We start from the raw sequence: 19,803 nt of genomic DNA, 5'->3' as shown, positions 1-19,803 counted from the left end.
TTCAGCGCATCGACATCGACATCGACATCGGCGCGGGGCTGGTGATGCCCAACGTCTTGCGCAGGGTGGGCGTCACACCGCGGAAGGCGCGGCCATCCGGCGTCATCCGGTACGCGGCGATCCACTCTTCGGCCACCGGGCCTAGCGGCATGACCTCCGTCTGGAAGTCTCGGAAGTCGCGCGTCTTGAACGGATTGTCCGCCACGAAGTTGAGCAGCAGCCGTCCGGCGTCCGCCATCTTCGAGCGCTGGGAGATCTCCGCCGCGCCACCCAGGTAGCGCTGCGACACCACCTCGATGACGTCCCACTTGGTGTTCGCGTCGAAGGCCTTCTTGATGTCGGGCGTCTCCAGCGCGTCCAGGATGGTCTTGAGGTACTCGCCCACTTCCACCGTGAGGGCCAGGATGTTGCCGTAGGTGGCGCGGTCGATCTGCCAGCGCATGTCCGTGCCCAGACGCTGGATGGTGGCCTGGCTGGCGAAGGGCCGCTCATTCAGGTGCTGCGAGCCTCGGATGACCTCGCCAATCAGCAGGTCGCGGAAGTACTGGGCGATGGCCGACACGAACGCGACGAACTCGCGGTGGAAGTTGCGGAACATCACCGCGCCCGGCGGTGGCGCCAGCGTCCCGTAGTTGAACGCGCGTCGGTACGCGAGCTGCCGGTCGCGCGGCTTGTAGCGCAGCGGCTGGTGCTTCTCCAACAGGTACAGCGCCCGCGCGCCAGGGCCGCGCTGGATGCGCATGCGCCCGTCGTGGAAGAGCCGCAGCAGCGCGCCGGCCACCTGGAACACCTTCATCCGGTCGTGCTGGTAGATGTAATAGAGCTCCGCGGTCGCGTGGAGCTGCGTCTCGATGACCGACTCGTCGAAGTCCTGGACGAGCACCGGCCGGCTGATGGCGTCGAAGGACGGCGCGCCGTCCTTGCCCATGCCCATCAGGTCCGAGAAGAGGGACGCGGTGTGGCCATTGGAGGCGCTGGCGAGCAGCTCCTCCTCCCGCGCCGAGAGCTGCTTCTGCAGCTCCGTGCGCTCCGCATCCGAGGAGACGTTGGCGAGGACCTCGCGCTTCCACTGCGCGAAGAGACGTTGCAGGGCTTCTGCCGTACCGATGCTCATGGCATGCCACCTGGTTCAAGCATGGAGAGAGGATGGATGTGTTCCGGCTTCGCGGGCACGTTCAGGGCGTTCCGCATTCAGGGCTTCCGGGGGTGACGGACGTGGCGGCGGGTGTGGCCCGTCTTGGTGTAGCCGTTGACCGCCGCGGGCTTGCCGTCCGAGCCCTGCGGTTGCTTCCCGGCCAGCAGTCGCTCCACGGCCTTGAGCTGGTCGGAGAACGCCTGCTCCAACTGTCGCGCCAGCTCCGGCCCCTGGGCCTCCAGCCGCTTGTCCAGCTCCGTGAGGATCTGCGCCCGGTTCTTTTGGATGAGCGTGGCGACCTCCTCCATGCTCGCCCCTCCGGAAGACATCGCGCTCGCCTCGCCCGTCGCCTCCCTGGCCCTGGGAGGCGGAGGCGTGTCGGGGTTGGGCGCCGGCTGGGGGCCGTCCACGCCGTACTGCGGGAAGTGGCGCTCCAGCCGGTCCAACGAGACGCGCATCGGCGGAGGCACCTGGAACTGCTCACCCACGTTGCAGTGCGAGCCGGAGGGGACGCTGAACTTGTGGTTCCGGTCTTCCTCGATGTCCTCCACCCGGTCCTCGGCGCCCTGGGTCAGCGTGTTCGCGAGCGCCAGCGTGTCCTCTTCCAGGCCGCATTGCTCCTTGAGGAACGCCGCGTCCAGGACGAAGACATCCACGTTGTCATCCAGTTGCTCCAGCATCTCCGTGTGGAAGACGATGCGGTTGCCGCCGCCAGGGATGGTGGCCTCGTCGTAGTCCAGCAGGTACAGGTCGATGATCCGGTCGATGTGGTACAGCTTGCGATCCAACCGGGCCATCTCCTTCCAGAACTCGTCCGTGGTCGTCGGGTCCATCTGCAGCTCGTCCAACTGCTCCTGGACGACCGCCCGTTCGCGGAACTTGTCGTGCAGTTCCTGCTCCTTGTCGGCCCGCTCCTGGAAGGCCAGGGGGGCGGGGAGGACCATGTTGAGCAGCCGCGCCCCCGCGTTGGGCTGGTCGAAGGCGTTGATGAAGAGCGTGAGCGCTTCGGTGAAGGCCGCCAGCGGCGCGGACGCGCCCTGTCCCCGGGTAGGGTCCAGATAGGAGGCGTTGATGGCGTCCGACGTGTCCAGCAGGCTGCCCGCCACGTCACGCAGCCGCCGCAGTTGGAGCAGCTCCATGGGCACCGCGGACGCGATGCCCCGCATGTCCTCCGTCTGCGCCCGGGGGGCGTGGTTCAAGAGGACATCCAACAGCCGCGACATCGCGTCCGGCCGGACGATGGAGCGCAGGTCGGACTGGCCCTGCGTGCGCAGCCGCTCCAGCAGCTTGCCGTAGGAGGCCTGGCCGTCACCCCAGTCGTCGCCGCCCTCCTGGATGCTGGTGGCGGTGAGCTGCTCCAGCGTGTTGATGAGCGCTTCGCGGCGCTGGCGCAGGTCCTGGAGCGCGACCTGGAACACGCTGCCGCCCTTGTCGAAGCCCGCGCGGAAGAGGGACTCGCCCGCGAGCACGCGCAAGAGCATGGAGCCCTCGTCCAGCGTGGACGCCAGCCGGCCGAACTCCGGACACACCGTGGGGTTGATCATCCCCACCATGCGCGCCACGCGGGCGCAGTCACCCATCTTGCGCACGGTGTAGAAGGTCCGGTCGCGCGCCACCGGATCCACCGCCCGGTACGACGCGGCTTCGCCCTCATCCATCTCCGCGAGGATGGAGTCGCGCCAGCCGTCCACCGGGGCCTTGAAGTCGCGGTTGGACGCGAGCTCCACCGCGAATCTCAGGTCGTCCTCCAGCGCCGCGCGCTGCTGCCGGAATCTCCGCATGCCGGGCGAGTCCCCGGTGCTGACCATCACCCCAGCGGAAGGTTCGGGCGTGGCCTGGACGCGGATGGGCTGACCCTTGCTTTCGTCATCCAGCCGCGCGGCCGTCGTCGGGTAGAGCTTGCGCAGCGCGTTCACCACCGACGTGGGGTCTCGCGCGTCCGTGACCCCAAGCTGACGGCGCAGGAACTCGTCGAACTTCGTCTTCGCGGTGGACGTCATCTCCATGGTCGCAGCGGTGCTCCGCCCCTTCGTGTTCTCGTACATCGTCCCTCCCTTGAGGTCCTGTCATGCGGCCAGGGTGACGCTCACGCCTGGCATCCGCGCATCCCGCGAGCCAAGCCTCACCAGATGATTGAGCACCGTCCTTGAGATCTGCTCGGGCGGGGCCAGCCTTCGTTCGAGCGCCTCGCGGCTGGCGCTCACCACGTAGCGGGGCGGCAGTCCCGGGGGCAGCTGTCCCCGCGCCAGGGATTCAGCGGCCCGGAGGATGCGCTCCTGATCCGACGGCCAGAACGGCACCACGTCCACCAGCGCGCGCTGCGCCAGGCCCCGGCGCGGCTGGAACGCGATTTCATCCACCACGTGGGGGATGACGCGGGCCGCGGTGCGCAGGAGCACTTGAGGAATGCGCGCGCCGGGAAGCCGCGCGCGGTACAGCCGGTACCAGTTGTCGCGCACGTCCCGCGCCTGGCGGAGGAAGTCCATCCGCCGGAGCATCTCCGCCTGGATGAGCACCCGCAGGTACGGCGTGGGGTGCGCGCTGAGCGGATGGAACGTCAGCACGCGCGAAGGCGGGTACGCGAGGAAGTCCTTCATGGAATGGACCGACGCGGGCCCGCCCAGGAGGCACGCCATCAGGTCCGCGAAGATCTCCTTGTGCCAGCGGCCCCACAGGCGCGTGAGCCACGGGTTGCCCGTCACGCCCAGCACCCGGCGCTGGAGGGCCACCTCCGTCTCCTGCCAGATGCCCAGGTCCGCCTGCAGGTTGTGACCGATTTCATGGAGGATGACGCCCATGCCCCAGGGCGCCTCCACGCGCTCGTACGGCACGCGGATGAGCGGGAAGGGGTTGCGCTCCCCCAGCAGCCTCCTGAGCAGCACGCCCCGCCGGAAGGTGGCCGGAGAGAAGCTGTGCTCCAGGTAGGTGACGGGCTTGAGCATCGGGCCGGACAGCAGTCCGGGCGAGGCGCGCCGGACGGCCTGGAAGCAGTCCACCGCGATGGCATCGCAAGCCGCCAGCGCCGGCGCGAACCGCGTGCCCCGCTGGCTGAAGACGTCAAAGAAGAGGCCGTAGGCGCGGCGGGCGCGGTCGATCTCCCGCTCCACCAGGGCGTTGCGCTCCAGCACCTCATGCGGCTGGAGCGGGGCGCCATGGAGCCGGCCATTCAGGCCCGCGAGCGCCTTGCGCACGTCGCGGTCGATCTCCCCCAACCGCGCGTTGGCCGCCGCGAAGTGCGCGGCGGAGGGAGCGAACGGGACGTCCCGTGGCCGGATCCCCACGTCCTGCGGGGTGAGACGTGAGAGCCTCCCCGCGCGGAACGTGATGTTCTGGACCTTGGCCCGCAGGAACTGCTGAAGCGCGTCCGCCATGTGCCTGTCTCCCCCCGCCCCCTGCTGTGGCTGCACTCACCGCACGACGACGCGCACCGGCCCCCTGAGCACGACGGTGCGCAGGCGGCGCGTGCCGGGCCTGCTGCCCATCATGGAATCCATCCGGTTGCGCTGGGCGGGCCGGCGGATCCCCGCGCTCACACGAAGCTGCCGCGCGGCGGTATTGGGCCGCGCGAGCCGGCGCACCGCCTGGGGACTGGCGACCACCCGGGTGCCGATGCGGCGGATCATCCGCGGCACCGCCTGGGGGCTCGCGCCCTGCTGGCGCACCAGGCGCGTCACTTGGCGCACGATGCGCGTCACCGCCGGCAGCGCCCGCGCGCCGTAGCGCTGGACGATCCGCTGGGCGATGCGCGCCGTCATCTGGCCCACGGCCCGGCCCAGGGCCCGCGCCTGTTGGGGCTGCTGACGGCGGCGCGCGGGAGGAATCGTCGAGCGCACCACGTGGCGCGCCGCGAGCCCCCCCAGCACCCGCGTGAAGGCCTCCATGTCCTCTTCGCCAGCGTAGTCCGCCGCGGCATCCGCGAAGGCATCCATGGCGTCCGCGCGGAGCAGCCCCCCCACGGAGCGGCCAATCTCCTGGCCCACGATGCCGCCCACGCGCGGCGCCGCCTGCCGCAACAGCCGCATGGCGATGGGCAGGGTGCGCTGTCCGATGCGCCGGACCGTCGGCCCGGCGACCTGCATCAGCCGGCGGGCACCGGCCCTGAGGCGCCGCAGGAACTCCTCCTCGTCCTGGGCGTCCATGGCCTCGGCGAAGGTGTCCTCGAGCGCGTCGGCCCCTTCGGACTCGAAGCCCTCGCCCTCGAAGCCCTCGGCCTCCATGCCCTCGCCCTCGAAGCCGTCGGCCTCCATGCCTTCGGACTCGAAGCCTTCGGCCTCCATGCTCTCGCCCTCGAAGCCGTCGGCCTCCATGCCTTCGGACTCGAAGCCTTCGCCCTCCATGCCTTCGGACTCGAAGCCTTCGCCCTCCATGCCCTCGGCTTCGAAGCCTTCGCCCTCGAAGCCCTCTTCGCCCTCGGCCATCAGGTCGGACATCTCATCCTGGCCGGAAAACTCCTCCTCGAAAGGCTGCGGCTGTTGCATGGCTACTCCTCCTTGCCTGTCCTGGCTTGTGCTGGCTGGTCCTGAAAGTGTGTTGAAGGGATGGAACGGCGGCGCCTAGGCGCGCGCCTGACGGACGCTCGCGGCGCTGACGGCGGAGACGGGGATGCGGCGCATCACCTGCTGCCGTGCCTGGACCCGGCGCGCCGCCACGCGTGGCGGGACGGCCCCGAGCCTGGGCGTCTGGAGCGCGCGGTTGACGACCCGCTGGCTCGCGCGCTGCACCACCTGGGGCATCGCGGCGATGGCGCCGCCCGGCCCCCGCTGGCGCAGGTTCCCCGCGCACACCTGGGCGATGGCGCGCAGGATCCGCAGCCGGCGTCCCGGGCCGCCCGGCACCTGCCGCGCCACGCGCATCAGGTACTGCTCCAGGCTGCGCGTGCGGGAGCGCACGGCGCCCTGGGCGGCGGCTCCGAGCGCGGCGACCGTGGGCACCGCCTGCCGGCTCACCATGCGCGCCGCGAGGCCCGCGCCCAGCGGAAGGGCCACGGCGGCGGGCACCTGCCGCGCGTCCGCCATGTCCGCGAGCGCGTCCAACGACGCGTCATCGTCCGCGCCGTCCCCGCGCAGGATGGAGGAGGCGATCCTCCCGCCCACGCCCGGAATGAGTCCGCCCACGGCCCCCGCGAGCGCGCCTCTCAGCCCCTGGCCGCGCATCAGCCCCTGGGCCGCGCCAATCCCCGCGGCGACGACGCGGCCCCACGGACCGGCGACGCCCGCCACGCGTTGGAGCAACGGCAGCGCGCGGCTGAGCAGGGGGGCGGCGCGGCGCAGCGCGGCCCCACCGATGCGGCCCACCGTCCGCACGCCCCGGGCAACACTGCGCGCGGCGGCCCGGGCGCGCCGGGCGATGCGGCGGAGGAAGGCCTCCGAGTCGTCGGCGTCCATGGACTCCAGGACGAACGGGTTGAGGCTCCGGGCGAGCACGACGGCGGCGGGACCGGAGACGAGGCGTTGCGCGGTGGAAGGCGTGTACAGGCCGGTGGCCAGGTCCTGTTCGAAGCCTTCGAAGCCGTCGTCCTCCAGGAAGGCGTCCTCTTCCTCGGCGGCGGCGAACAGCTCCTCGAAGCCGTCGTCCTCGAAGCCCTCCATCTCGAAGCTGTCACCCTCGAAGCCGTCCGCCTCGAAGCCGTCGAACTCGCCGAACGCATCCGCGAGTTCCTCCAACTCCTGGAGGGCATCCGCTCCCTCCCAGGCGTCCGGGGCATCAAGGGACTCCTCGGACATGAAGCCGGTGCTGGTCATCGGTTTCTCCCCTCGCATGGCGCGACATCAGCCCTTCAAGAGCGCCAAGTTAGAGAGCGAAGGACGCGTGCATCAGTCACTCATTTGAGCTACCGCGAGGGACCTGCCCTGGCGGCGACTCCGTGCCAGACTGCGCCCGCCATGACCCTCGACGAGACGATGCAGGAGCTGGAGCGGTTGGGTTCGCCGCAGACACGCAAGACGTACCTCCGACACGGAGCACCGGAGCCCCTGTCCGGCGTGAACTTCGGGCCGCTGGGCGTGCTGAAGAAGCGCATCGGCACGGCTCCAACGCTCGCCCGCTCGCTGTGGGCGTCGGGGCATACCGAGGCGCGCCTGCTGGCGACGATGGTCGTGGACGCTCCCGCGCTGTCCTGGACGGAGCTGGGCGCCTGGGCGAAGTCGCTCGACTGGCACACGCTGACGGACGTCTTCGTGACGAACGTGGCGCTGCGCTCACCCCATGCGCTGAAGGCGCTGGAGTGGACACGCTCCTCCTCGGAATGGGTGGGGCGCGCGGGCTGGCAGCTGCTCGCCTCGCTGCTCGTGAAGACGACGGTGCTCGCGGGGGAGGACCTGGCGCCGTGGGTGAAGCGCATCGAACAGGAGCTGCCGACGGCGAAGAACCGGGTCCGCGAGGCGATGAACAGCGCGCTCATCGCGCTGGGAGCGCAGGGCGGCGCGCTCCAGACGGCGGCGCTCGCGACGGCGAAGCGGCTGGGCAAGGTGGAGGTGGACCAAGGCGATACGGCCTGTGAGACGCCGGACGCCGCGCAGTACATCCAGAAGATCCAGGCGCGGAAGGGTGACACGGCCGCGGCGAAGTCGAAGCGTGGGGCCAGCGACAAGGCTGCTCCGGATGCCCCGCGCACGGCGGTGGCGAAGAAGCAGGCGCGGAAATCTCCAGGCGCCGTCACCCGGGAGTCGAAGCCGAAAACGGCTGCCACGAAGCCCGCGAAGAAGTCCGCGAAGAAGCGCACGGCCTCCGCGCGCACGCGCCCTCGCGCGTAGTTCCGGGGAGCCTGTGATGCTCCCACCGTGCGGAGCGAGCGGGCACCATCCCCGCTCCAGCTCACGCGCGGCGATGCCTTCCGCCGTGCAGCACACCCTCCGTGCCCGGTGCCTTCAACGACGCACCGGACGCGGAAGGAGAAACCCACCCCGGTGCCTCCGAAGAAGCACCGGGACACGGAATCACCTCACCGGCTCAGGGCACGCACGCGCCCTGGCCGCCCGCTGCCTTGTACGCCTTCACGCGCTTGACGAAGTTGCCGCCGTCCGTCTCCGGCGTGGTCTGCTCGTAGTTGCCGGCGCCGAAGAGGAGGCCCACGCCGCCCGCCTTGGCCACCTCCGCGGGGTGCGTGAGGAAGTAGTCCACGCGGTTGTCGCGCCACTGCTGCTTGGTGTTGGGCAGGCTCATGTTGCCCAGCGGGAGCTGCCACCACAGGTGCGGCTTGTTCAGGCGCAGGGTGATGGCGTTCGCCCAGGTGAGCGCCTGGTGGAAGTGCGGCAGCGTGTGGTTCTCCGGATCCCACCATCCGGCCTTGCCCTGCGTCTTCTCGTACCAGCCCGAGTCGCGGTCGGACGCTTCCACCGTGACGAAGTCGGTGTCCGCCGCGCCCACCTGCAACAGGAAGTCGGCGACCTTGTTCGCCTCCGCCGTCACGTTGAACGACGGATCCGTGTTCCCGGACACGTCCGTCTTCGTCGCCCACGCGCTCGCGTGCAGGCCCACCTTCGCGTTGGGCGCGTACTTGCGGGCCATGGCGATCATGCACTTGCCCAGGCCCACGGCGTTGTTCTCCTGCCCGCCACAGTCCGTGGGGTTCGCGGCCTTCAGCGCCACCGGCGTGGACTGCGGCTTGCCGTCCGCCGGGAAGAACTGGAGGTAGGCCCACATGTCCGGTTCAATCTGGAGCATCACCTTCTCCTGGCCCACCTGCTTCAGCAGGAAGCGCCAGTCCGCGAGGTAGCGCTCCAGGAACTTCGCGTCGTTCAGCGCCGCCAGCTGCTGCTTGCCTTCGGTGTAGCCGCTCGCCTGGAACTCCTCGTAGTAGGTGATGAACGGAATCTGTCCCTGGTCCTTGGACACCTTGATGAAGTCGCGCACGTAGGCGCCGGGCGGATCCTGGTCGTACTGCCAGCAGCCCCACCACCCGCAGCCTTCACCGCTGTTGGAGCACGACGCCCCGTTCGACGTGCACCCGGACGCGCACGAGTTGCACGCGTCCTTCGAATCGAACAGGCCCGCCGCGATGTACAGGTAGCGCACGTCGAAGGGCGCGCTCTTCGCCGTCTCATCCTCCATCTGCGCGCCCACCAGCAGCTTGTCCTTGCCGAGGGAGGTCAGGAACTTCGCGCCCAGACACTCGGAGCCGTCACCGGGAATCACCCCGGGGCCATCCGTGCCCGGTCCGGGCTCTTCGCCCGGCTCGCTCGAATCCGAGCAACCCGCCAACGCGAGCAGGCTCACGGCAAGCAACGACCAACACTTCCGACGCATCATGGGGACGGTCCGCATGTCCGGAACTTTACCCTGCGCCCCCGCCGTCCCGCCCCTCCCACCCGGGCCGACAGCAACACCCACATCGGGGCTTATTCCATAAATCCAGGAATCTCTTGAGTCAGCGTCGCCCCACCGGCTACAGCCCGCGCTCCCCCCGTTCCGAGGTGCGAGATGAAGCTCCGAGTGTGCGTGTTGTTGGTGCCCGCGCTGCTGGCGGCCGGCTGTGGTCCCCTGGAGGGTGATGTGGAGCCGGTCGTCGACGAACTGACCGGGCAGGTGCTCCAGGAGGCGACGACGAAGTACGACATGCACCGGCTGCTGGAGGACTCGGACGTCACCGGCGGGACGGCCATCACGCCAGCGCAGGTGCAGCAGTTCCTGCAACAGCAGGGCTCGTACCTGGCGGGCTACACCGACCCCGCGTACGGCAAGTCAGCGGCGACGCTCATCGTGGAGCGCTCGCGCGCGTCCAACATCAGCCCGCTGTACATGCTGGCGCGCATCCAGGGCGAGTCCAGCCTCATCCAGAGCGGCACGTCCACCAACCTGAGCAAGGCGACGGGCTGTGGCTGTCCGGACACCAGCGGCTGTGATGCGCAATACGTGGGCTTCGGCAAGCAGGTGGAGTGCGCCGCGAAGAAGATGCGCGGCTACCTCACCGACCTGGAGGCGGGCCGTCCCACCATCTCCGGCTGGAAGGTGGGGTTGCAGAAGTCCACGTTGGATCCGTGTTCGGTGAAGCCCGTCAACATGGCCACCGCGGCGCTCTACACGTACACGCCCTGGGTGGGCGCGTACGCCACCCAGTGTGGCAAGACGACCGTGGGCGGCTCGTCGCTGATGGCCTCCATCTACAACCGCTACCTGACGGCCTACCCGTGGCCGACGAGCGCCGCCGGCTGCTACTCCGGCACGGTGGACGCCACGGTGCCGGAGGCGTCGTGCGTGCAGAGCTCGTCGGACGCGCTGTGGCGCCAGTGCCTGTCGGGCACCTTCACCGCGGGCGACACGGTGAAGCCGTCCAACTGCAACGTGTCCTTCCCCTACTGCCAGTCCACGCGGCTGGGCCGGGGTGTCCCCACGCGCACCTGCGTGCAGACCTCCAGCACTGTCTGGCAGCAGTGCGGTGCGGAGGGCGTGTGGCGCAGCTCGCCCGGCGCGGGCACCACTGGCGTGGGGCCCATGGGCGCCTGCTACGCCGTCTATGCGCTGTAGCCGTCAGGCCTGAAGCCGCCGCCCGGGCGTGAAGTGTCGCCCGGGCGCGCGGTCAGTATTCCTTGGTCCAGATGAGGTCCAGGCCGCCGGAGCGCGCGTCGCCATACTGGCCTTCCAGGCTCCAGCGCGGGCTGAACAGGTACTGGAAGCGCACGGCGTTGGCGTTCTCCCCCTTCTGGAGGTTCGCGCCCACCCGGCCGGTGTAGCCCACGTAGATTTTATCCGTCACGTAGGTGCCCACCTCCAGCTTGGTGCCGGCGATGCCGCTGTCGCCCGCTTCGATGGAGAGCACGTCCAGGGGCAGCTTCGCGGCGATGGCCTTGCGCGCCTCGTTGGCGACGAACGAGCCCACCACCGACGCCGCCTGCGCGCCCGCGTTCATCGACGCGCCCGAGCCGCGCTCCAGCGTGCGCCGGCCGGTGGCGAGCAGCGTGTAGATTTCCGACTCCGGCAGGGACGGTTCGCTGCTCGTCTTGAGGGTGATCTCCTTGCCCTGGCCGCGCACGGTGACGAAGACGGTGACGGCCGCGTTGTCGTTGCGGTGCTCGGCGGTGACGTTGATGTACGGCGAGAGGACCGGGCCGGTGAAGCGCACCTGGCTGTCGCGCTGCACGTCGAAGCGGCGGCCCAGCACGTCCACGCGGCCCAGCAGCACCATCACCTCGCCGAACATGCGCGGCTCGTTGGCGTACTCGACGCGGAAGCCCTCGGACAGGCCCAGTTGGACGTTGAGGTCCGTGCCGCGCACCCACAGGTTGCGGGGCGCGTTGATGTTCACCCAGAACTGGCGCTGCGGCGGTCCCTTCTCCTCCTCTTCGCCCTCCGCCAGCTCGGCCTCGGTCGGCTCGGTGGACAGCCCACCCGCGCCGCCCACGGCGGTGCCCGGCTCCGGGGGATTGCCCTTCGTGCCTGGGGCCGCGTCCGGTGCCTTGCGCGGGTCGGTTCCCGCGGCCACCTGCGTGGGCGCCCGCTGCTTCTTGCGCTTGTCCACCGGCACGCCGTTGCGCACCATCACCACGTCGACGGGGCGCTCCAGCGGTTGTAGGTCCTTGCGCTTGGCCTCCGGCAACTCGACGTGGGCCTCCGGGATGCTCAGGTCGTTGATGTTCACGAGCCGGTCCGTGAGGCTGCCCTTCATGGACAGGTTCATGGAGAGCAGGGCCATGAGCTGGTCTTCCACCACGATGGGCAGGTTCTTGGTGTTGCCCTTGCCCTCCAGCATGAACTCGCCGCTCTTGCCCTGGCGGACCGCGGTGGCTGTCAATTCCAGCGACCCGCCGCCCGACTTCGCGGTGAGCTGCTTCAAGTCGATGCGCTCCTGCGACGCGTTCAGCGCGAGCTGGATGTCGTGGTACTCACCAAAGCCCATCAGCCCCAGCTTGCCGTTCTTCCACGCCAGGTCGCCCTTGAAGGTGGGCGCGCCCACGGTGCCGCCCAGGTTCGCGTCCGCCTGCATGATGCCGCCCAGCGAGCGCACGTACGGCGAGATGCCGGAGAGGAACGACGGGTCGAAGGCGCGAGCGCGCAACGCCAGCTTCACCGGCGCTCGTTCCACCTTCTTCGCCGGCCCCTGCTCGGACTGGAATGCGGGCAGGGACAGGTCCAGGTCCAGCGTGCCACCCAGCGTCAGCGAGCCGCCTCCGGGCGCGGTGAGCATCGCGTCGAACAGGGACTTCGCCCCGGAATAGGCATACGTCAGCCGCGCTTGGCCCAGCGCCGTCTGCGCCATGCCCAGGCCCTGCATGCCCGCGCTCAGCTCGATTTCGGGCGTCTCCGGCGTCCCTCGCGCGGCGATCTCCATGGACAGCACGCCCTGCGGTCCTTTGTTGCCCATGTTCGGCTGCGCCATGCCGGGAATCTCATTGAGGGGCACCGGTCCCACGCGGCCCTTCATGCGGAAGGGGACGCGGCTGATGACCTCGCGGTCCTGGAGCGCGGCCAGGGGCGCCAGCACGCGCGCCTCCAGCATCGCCAGCGGCCCGTTGGGGCGCTGCACGTCCAGGGTCAGCTTCACGTCCTTCTCACCCGCCAGCGCCAGCGCGGAGCCGTTGAGCTTCGGCAGGCCGTTGGCGGTGACCGCGCGGGCCTGCACCTCCACCCGGCCCAGCGGCGCCAGCGCGGTGCCGCTCACGTCCGCCTTCAGCGTCACCGTGCCGTCCGGCTTCTCCACGCCCTCCATGCCCTGGAGCAGCGTCAGCGGCAGCTCCGCCACCAGCGCCTCCAGGCGCACCGGCGCCTCCATCGCCTGCGCGGGCGTGGGCGGCTTCGCGATGACGCCGCCCAGCGTGAAGGGCGTCTTCAGCGCGACGTACGCCTGCGGGGCCAGCCCCTTCACGTCCAGGCGCGCGCCCAGGGTGGCGTCGTTCGCGTCGGAGCTGGCGCGCAGGTCGAAGCCGAACGCCTGCGCGAAGAGGGCCTCCGGACGGCCCGGGTAGCGCAGCTCGCTGCCGCTCAGGAGCAGGTCCAGGCGCGGATCCTTCGCGGAGCCGTTCACCACCAGCTTGCCGGTCATCTGGCCGGTGGGGCCGGGCGCCTGTCCGGCGAGCTTCAACACCTCCGCGATGTCGAACTTCTCCAGGTTCACCGTCACGGACAGGGGCTCGTTGCGGCGGCGCAGCACGCCCTGCACCGGCACGTCGAACTGGGAGGACACCTGGGCCGCGCTCAGGCCCGCGGACAGCGTGCCGGTGGCGCGGTCCTTCACGTACTGGGCCTTCAGCGCGAGCCCCAGGCCCTGGTACCCGCGCGCCCGGCCGTCCGCCCAGGTGAGGTCCACGTCCGCGTCTGGCCGCGCCATGCGCCCCTTCGCCGCGACGTGGCCGGACAGCGTGCCGCCCAGGCCCAGCGACTCCGGCACCGCGATGCGCGGCAGCTTCGACAAATCAAAGGCGCCCAGGTCGATGCGCGCGTCGATGCGCTCGCCGTCCTTCACCGCCGCCACCTTCAGCGTCTGCGACTCCGACGCCAACTGGAGCGGCGGCGACAGCGCGATGCGGCCCCCGCCGAACGCCAGGTGCGTGGGCTGCTGGAGCGTCCAGGTGGCCTCCGGCCACGACAGCGAGAAGGCGCGCATCGCGAGCCCCTCGTTGTCCTCGTCCACCGTGCCCTCCACGCCCAGGGCGAGCTGCGCGTCGCCTTCCACGCGCACGCTGGCCTTCAACTCCCGCTGCTCATCCGTGGTGAGCGCGACGGACAGGTCGCGGAAGTTGCGGCCGCCCGTCTTCAGCTCGCTGATGAGCACGGTGGCGTCAGTGGTGAGCGGCCGGGTGACGTCCGGGACGCTGGCCTTGAGCGACAGGTCCTTGATGGCGATGTCGCCGTAGCCCAGCGTGACGAAGTTGCCGTCCACCTTCACGGCCGGCGTGGTCGGCGGACCCCGTACCTGGAGTTCCAGCGAACCGCTGCCGGACAACGGCGGCACGGTGCCGCCGGGCAGCAGCTTGTCCAGCGCCTGCGACAGCAGCTTCAGGTTGCCCGCGGACAGGCTGCCGCGCGCCTCCAACGACTTCGCGGTGCCCTCACCCGACGCGATGAGCGCCGCGCCCGGCATCATCACGCGCAGGTTGCCCACCTGATAGCGGCCGTCCTTCGCGCTGGCCTTCATCTCGATGGGGCCCACCGACTGGCCCCGGTATTCGGAAGGGGACACGGTGAGGGCCACGTCGCCATCCAGCGCCTCCACGCTGTCGCCACCGCCGTGCGCGATGAGGTCCGCGGCGATGTTCGTGGGGATGCCGTTCTCCATCAACTCCGCCAGGTTCACCCCGCGCGCCTTCACGGTGGTCTCCTTTGTGCGGAAGGTCTTGAGGTTCGCGTCGCCCGCCACGTCCAGCGTGGCCTTGCCCGCGGTCGCGCCCAGCTTCGCCGTCGCGAGGTCGCCGTCCATGGACGCGGTGCCCTTCGCCTCGATGGGCACGATGAGCGGGTACGCCGGCACGAACGCCTTCACCGGCTCTGGCGGCACATACAGCCTCCGCAGCTCCACCGACGCGGCCGTGGCCCCGGACTGCTTCGCGCCCAGGTCCGCCTCCACGCCCGCCAGGCCCAACTGCGCATCCACGTTGCGCACCAGCTCCTTGCCGGAGCCCTTGAGCACCAGCCGCACCGGCCCGGTGAGCGGACGGGTGAGGCCGCCCGTGGCCTGGAGGTCCGCGGAGAAGTCCTGCGACGCCAGCGCGTAGCTGCCCTCGCCCTTCGCGCCGAACTCCTCCAGGCGCACCTGACGCTCGCCGCCGTCGGGCAGCTCCTGCTGGAAGTCCACGTAGCCGTGGCTGAGCTCGAAGTCCTTCAGGTGGATGACCAGCTTGCTGGTGCTCTGGGTGGGAGGCTCCTCCGGCTTGGGCTCCCGGGGCTCCAGCGCGCGCATCAGGTTGAGGCCGCGCTCGTCCTGCACCAGGTACAGGCGCGGCGTCTCGATGCGCACCTTCGTCAGGTCCACGGACTGGCCCAGCAGCGGCGACAGGCTCAGCCGCGCCTCCACGCGGGCCACTTCCGCCGCGAGGTCTCCTTCGGGCGTGTAGATCTTGATGCCGGTGAGGACCGCGCCGTTGAGGTCCAGGTCGAAGCCGCCCAGCTCCAGGCGGCCCGCCAACTGCTTGTTCGCCAGGTCGACACCGAAGCGCGCGATGCGGGCCGAACCGCCCGCGCTGGTGGCGTAGACGAGCGCGCCCACCACCAAGAGGACGATGAGGCCAAGGAAACCGAGCAGGCCCCACAGCAACCTCCGACCCCAGCGCTTGCGCCGGTGGGGCGAGGCGGGGGCGGGGGGCGTGGACGACTGGCTCAAAACGCCTCTCCGATGGAGATGTGGACCGCGCACAGCCCTTCAGGGGCACCGGCGAACGCGGCATCCGGGGAGGTCGAGGTCTTGTCGAACTTGCGTCCGAAGCCCAGGCATCCACCAGAGGACGGATAGATGTATGCGGGGTCGCTGACGGGCAATCCCCGCCCGATGTTCAGACGCCTTGCGATGTCCAGTCGGATGGGTCCCACGACCGTGAGGTAGCGCAGGCCGCCGCCCACGGCGTGGTAGTGCTCGGGACCGAACAACTGGGGCGCGTTCTTGCCGACCAGGTTCTCCGTGCCTACGAGGCCGGTGTCGTAGAAGACGGCCAGCATCAGGCTGCCCGTCAGCATGTAGCGCAGCTCCACGGAGGTCTCGACGAGGCTGTTGCCGCCCACGGGCACCGTGTTCCACTCGTCCAGGATGGGATTGCCGTTGGCGTCCAGCAACGTGTTGCCGTCGTCGTCCGTCTTGTAGCTGGGCGTGAGCGGCGTCATGGGCGACAGGCGCTGGCCGTTGAATCCGCGCATGGAGGTGGCGCCGCCGGAGAAGAAGCGGGTGACGATGGAGCTGGGCTTGCCGTCCAGCGAGTTCAGCGTGCCCATGCGCAGCTTCACCGCCATCGTCAGGTCCTTCTTCTCCCCGATGGAGTAGTAGAAGCGCAGGTCCGGCAGCAGCCGGACGTAGTCGTAGTTGCCGAAGAACGGCTTGCCGCCCTTCTGGATGGAGAAGCCCACGTAGTAGCCGTCGCGAGGCTCGGTGCGGTCATCGCGCCGGTCCCAGGCGAACGCCACCTCCAGGAAGCTCAGCGCGACGTCGCACTTCCCGTCCGGGTTGTCGCAGCCCAGGATGATGGGCGGCACGGTCTCATCCGCGGACACCTTGCCCTCCAGCCGGTAGAGCTGGAGGTTGTACGAGGGGAAGACGGAGAAGGAGTCGTGGGGCTGCCAGATGACGCCCGTCTTCAGGTAGCCGCCGTAGAACTGGTACGCCTGCTGAAGGCCCTTCTCCGCGGTGACGGAGGCTTGCAGGCGCAGGTCGCGGAAGAGGAAGCGCGGCTGTTCGAACTCCGTGGTGGCTTCGAACACGATGCCGCTCTTGCCGTCCTGGGTGCCGTCGGGATCGCTGCGCAGGGCCGTCAGGATGTTGGGGATGAACGCGTAGCCCAGCCGGCCGCGCAGCGTCAGACGCCGCAGGCCTCCCCGGAAGTTGCGGTTGCTCCACTCACCCAGGACACGGCCTTCCTGTCGGGCCGCGTCCACGCCGATACCTCCGCCCAGCCGGAGCGAATGGAAGGGCGACTCGCGCACGTCCACCACCACCGGCACCGTGGCGTTCTGCCGGTCCGGCGCGCCCCGGTTCACCTTCACCGCGCCGAAGACGCCCATGCGGAAGACGCGCGCCTGGGCCTCCGCCAGCGCCTTCTCGCTGAAGTACTCGCCCTTGATGACCGCGCCCTGCGTCTGTTCGATGATGCGGCGGGGCGGCACCTGCGGGTTCGCGTCCGTGGCGATGAAGATGTTGCCGAAGCGGTAGCGCAGGCCCGGGACGATTTGCAGGTCCACGATGGCCTTCTGCGTGGCCACGTCCACCCGCACCTCGCCCGTGACCTCCGCCTCCGCGTAGCCCAGGTCCTTGAGCCGCTCGGTGATGAGCTCCTTGGTGGCGCCCCACGTGTCCTCGCGGAACACGTCGCCCGCGCGCACCGGCAGCTCCTCCAGGATGAGCTCGCGCTGGCGCTTCGTGGGCGCGTCCTCCCCCTTCTCCAGCGCCTCCAGCCCGTGCGGTTCAATGCGGTCGATGAGGGTGGGCGCGCCCTCGTTGACGACCACCTTGAGGCGCACGGCCTTGTCGCCCTCGGGGATGATCTCGTTGGATTCCACCTGGGCCTGGTAGAAGCCCTCGGCCTGGTAGAACCGTTCGATGCGGCGCAGGTCCGCCTGCCACGCGTTGGTGTCGAAGTAGTGCGCCTTGCCGAACGGCCAGAACGCGTACCAGGGCGTGGCGGAGGTGAGGATGCGGTCTTTGATGTCCCCGTCATCCACCTGCTTCGCTCCCTCGATGTCGAGGGACTTCACCTTGGGCCCGGAGGGCTGGGTGGAGGATGTGGTGGCACAGGCCGTCAACAGCACGACCAGCGCGAGGGGCACGGCGGAGCGGGATCGAAGGAGTCGGACGTCGGCCACGCCACGGTTCTTACCGGATGGCCAGCGCCTGACGCGTTTCGCAATGTTTCTTTGTGCCGGGAATGTCGCATTCCACGACCTCGGGTCCCGGGTCAGTGTCCTTTAGGCTCCGCCCGTCGCCGTGGCGCGTGCAACCGGGCCCGGGGTGCGCCAGATTCGGGCCCCTATGGTCCGGCGAATCGCGATGCTGCTGTCGGTCACGCTGGTGCTCGCCACCGGCTGCGGCGTGAACGAGGACGAGGTGGTGATGCTCAAGGAGGGAGAGAACCTCTCCGACACCCCCTACTGCGGCTCGCTCGGGTGCGCGGATCCGTTCCGCTACTGCGCGGAGCTGTTCCTGGACTTCGGTCGCTCGCCTCCGCTGTGCGTCGTGGAGAACATCTGCGACCGGCTGGACTGCGCGAAGGAGGGCCGCCGGTGCGCCGTGTTCGACGGCTTCCCCGGCCAGGTGAAGTGCATCGAGAACTGAAGCGGGGCTGAAGCTCCCACGCGCCCGGGGCGGCTGTCGTCCAGCGGCCCCGGGGCGGTGTGTTTCAGTGCTTCAAGCTCGCCTTCAAGCTCAGCGTCGCGAGGACGCGGTGAGCCACGCCAGCCGCTCCGCGGCGTCCTTCGTCTGGGGTTCGGTGAGCAGCGCGTCCGTGTTCTGCGCGATGCGGTAGGCCCAGTTGGCGTCGCCCATGGTGCCGGGCAGGTTGATGCGGTCGCGGGTGCCCAGCACGTCCTGCCACGGCAGCACGCACAGGTCCGAGCTCGAGTTGAGCGTGGCGGCCAGCGTGGCGCGGTGGATGTCCGGGGTGAATTCGCGCGTCAGGGCCACGCCCTGGAACTCCGGCCACGCGCGGGCGGCGCTCTGGCGCTCGTCCTCGCGCGCCTGCTCCCACCACTCGGCCTGCGGCTCTGTGTCGTGCGTGCCGGTGGTGACCAGCGACACGGTGGGGAAGGCGTGCGGGTCGCGGTACGTGTTGTCGTCGCGCTCCCAGCGCAGCACGCGGTAGCCGGGCAGCTTCAGCTCCGCCAGGATTTGACGGACGAAGGGCGGAATCACGCCCAGGTCCTCGGCGACGATGCCCGCGCCCTCCGACAGCAGGCGGAAGTGCTTCTCACCCTGGCGGCGCCACGTGGCCTCGTCCGACGGGACGAAGTAGCCGGTGGGGTTCTTGTCGTCGCGGATCCACTGGCGGAAGTAGCCCACCGCGTGGTCCACGCGGCGCAGGTCGTAGTAGCTGGCCGCCTTGGCCGCGCGCTTCTTGAGCCACGCGTAGTCGTCCTTCTCCATCGCCGCGAAGTCGAAGTAGGGCAGGCCCCAGTCCTGACCCGTGGCGGAGAAGTCGTCCGGCGGCACGCCCAGGCGCGCGTCGCGGCGCAGGATGTCCGGGTGGGCCCAGCAGTCGGAGCTGTCCTGTCCGATGATGAAGGGCTCGTCGCCGCAGAGCAGGACGTCCTTCGCCTTCGCCTGGGCGCGCACGGCGTTCCACTGCGCCTCCGCCAGCCACTGGAGCCAGGCGTGGTAGCGCACGCGGCGCTCCAGGCCCTGGTTCTTCACGGCGAGCAGGGCTTCGGGCTGGCGCGTGCGCAGCCCTTCCGGCCACTGCCACCACGCGCGGCGGTCTTCCTTCTCGCTGATGGCGGTGAAGAGCGCGTAGCTCTCCAGCCACTCACCCTGCGCCTCGCGCCACTTCTGGAACTCCTGGGCGCGCGGCGTGCGCGGCGTCCACTCGTGCTTCTCGAAGTGGTCGAAAGCGCGCGCGAACGCGGCGTCCTTCAGCGGGAACACCAGGTCGTAGCGGACGCGCGGCGCGGCGCGGGCCTCGCCGAGCTTCTGGCGCTGCTCGTCGCTGAGCGCGGCCTCACCGCCGGTGGCCTGGAACTCCGGCACCTGGCTCAGGTCGATGAAGAGCGGGTTCAGGCCGAACGCGGACCGCGTGGCGTAGGGGCTGGGGTCGCCCGGGGCGGTGGGCAGGAGGGGCAGCACCATCAGCAGGCGCTGACGCGCGGCCTTCATCCAGGCGAACAGGCCATCCATCGCGCCGAAGTCGCCAATGCCGAAGTCCGTCCGGGAACGCAGGGAGAAGAGGGGAAGCAGGAGACCGGAGAGCCGGCCAGGAGTGGACATGCGGCGCAATCTGCCCCACCCACGGGCCGCTGTGAACTGCTGTCACCCAGGTGTTCGAAGGTGCCTGCTTGTTGAGCGCGCGGAGGTTGTCTGTTGGAAGTTTTGGAAGTTGGGGCCGCGAGAA

12 protein-coding genes are annotated in these 19,803 nt (G+C 69.9%); 3 read left to right on the top strand and 9 right to left on the bottom strand.

The genetic code is table 11. The annotated features are described in order from the left end of the window. Position 1 precedes the first annotated feature (1 nt). From OV208_RS01155 to OV208_RS01135, 5 genes are all read right to left on the bottom strand, one after another. Complete coding sequence (locus OV208_RS01155) at positions 2–1,114, bottom strand: hypothetical protein (protein ID WP_267571924.1); 1,113 nt, start codon at positions 1,112–1,114, stop codon at positions 2–4. Between the two features lie 77 nt (positions 1,115–1,191). Beyond that, positions 1,192–3,180, bottom strand: a complete 1,989-nt coding sequence (locus tag OV208_RS01150; protein ID WP_267571923.1) for a hypothetical protein — start codon at positions 3,178–3,180, stop codon at positions 1,192–1,194. Between the two features lie 21 nt (positions 3,181–3,201). Then, on the bottom strand, positions 3,202–4,506 hold the full coding sequence (locus OV208_RS01145; RefSeq protein WP_267571922.1) for a hypothetical protein: 1,305 nt from the start codon (positions 4,504–4,506) through the stop codon (positions 3,202–3,204). Between the two features lie 36 nt (positions 4,507–4,542). Further along, a complete protein-coding gene (locus OV208_RS01140; protein ID WP_267571921.1) occupies positions 4,543–5,613 on the bottom strand; it encodes a hypothetical protein in 1,071 nt (356 codons plus the stop codon). Positions 5,614–5,688: 75 nt separating this feature from the next. After that, positions 5,689–6,876, bottom strand: a complete 1,188-nt coding sequence (locus OV208_RS01135; RefSeq protein ID WP_267571920.1) for a hypothetical protein — start codon at positions 6,874–6,876, stop codon at positions 5,689–5,691. 141 nt (positions 6,877–7,017) lie between these two features. Here OV208_RS01135 and OV208_RS01130 point away from each other — a divergent pair, with 141 nt between their 5' ends. Continuing rightward, a complete protein-coding gene (locus OV208_RS01130) occupies positions 7,018–7,887 on the top strand; it encodes a DNA alkylation repair protein (RefSeq protein WP_267571919.1) in 870 nt (289 codons plus the stop codon). A 196-nt stretch (positions 7,888–8,083) separates the two neighbouring features. Here OV208_RS01130 and OV208_RS01125 read toward each other — a convergent pair whose 3' ends face one another. Continuing rightward, positions 8,084–9,382: a hypothetical protein gene (locus OV208_RS01125; protein WP_267571918.1), complete on the bottom strand. Its 1,299-nt coding sequence runs from the start codon at positions 9,380–9,382 to the stop codon at positions 8,084–8,086. Between the two features lie 171 nt (positions 9,383–9,553). Between OV208_RS01125 and OV208_RS01120 the strand changes: the two genes are divergently transcribed. Then, positions 9,554–10,597: a hypothetical protein gene (locus OV208_RS01120; RefSeq protein ID WP_267571917.1), complete on the top strand. Its 1,044-nt coding sequence runs from the start codon at positions 9,554–9,556 to the stop codon at positions 10,595–10,597. A 52-nt stretch (positions 10,598–10,649) separates the two neighbouring features. On the opposite strand, the gene OV208_RS01115 is transcribed toward OV208_RS01120, so the two are convergent. Together OV208_RS01115 and OV208_RS01110 are read right to left on the bottom strand one after the other, a co-directional pair. After that, the gene (locus tag OV208_RS01115; protein ID WP_267571916.1) at positions 10,650–15,383 is read right to left on the bottom strand and encodes a translocation/assembly module TamB domain-containing protein; all 4,734 of its coding nucleotides are present in this window, start codon (positions 15,381–15,383) and stop codon (positions 10,650–10,652) included. Beyond that, entirely contained in the window at positions 15,380–17,530 is a 2,151-nt protein-coding gene (locus tag OV208_RS01110) for a BamA/TamA family outer membrane protein (RefSeq protein WP_267571915.1), read from the bottom strand. Before OV208_RS01110 ends, OV208_RS01115 begins: the two co-directional genes overlap by 4 nt. A 202-nt stretch (positions 17,531–17,732) precedes the next feature. Between OV208_RS01110 and OV208_RS01105 the strand changes: the two genes are divergently transcribed. Then, positions 17,733–18,035 (top strand): hypothetical protein, encoded by a 303-nt coding sequence (locus tag OV208_RS01105; protein ID WP_267571914.1) that lies wholly within the window; start codon positions 17,733–17,735, stop codon positions 18,033–18,035. 90 nt (positions 18,036–18,125) lie between these two features. Here OV208_RS01105 and OV208_RS01100 read toward each other — a convergent pair whose 3' ends face one another. Continuing rightward, positions 18,126–19,679 carry a 4-alpha-glucanotransferase gene (locus OV208_RS01100; RefSeq protein ID WP_267571913.1) on the bottom strand — a complete coding sequence of 518 codons (1,554 nt, stop codon included), beginning with the start codon at positions 19,677–19,679 and terminating at the stop codon, positions 18,126–18,128. Positions 19,680–19,803 lie beyond the last annotated feature (124 nt).

The organism is Corallococcus sp. bb12-1 (genome assembly GCF_026626765.1).
In the GTDB taxonomy this organism is placed as follows: domain Bacteria; phylum Myxococcota; class Myxococcia; order Myxococcales; family Myxococcaceae; genus Corallococcus; species Corallococcus terminator.
Note: the sequence above shows the minus strand (reverse complement) of the source record. Positions and strands in the feature narration are given on the sequence as shown.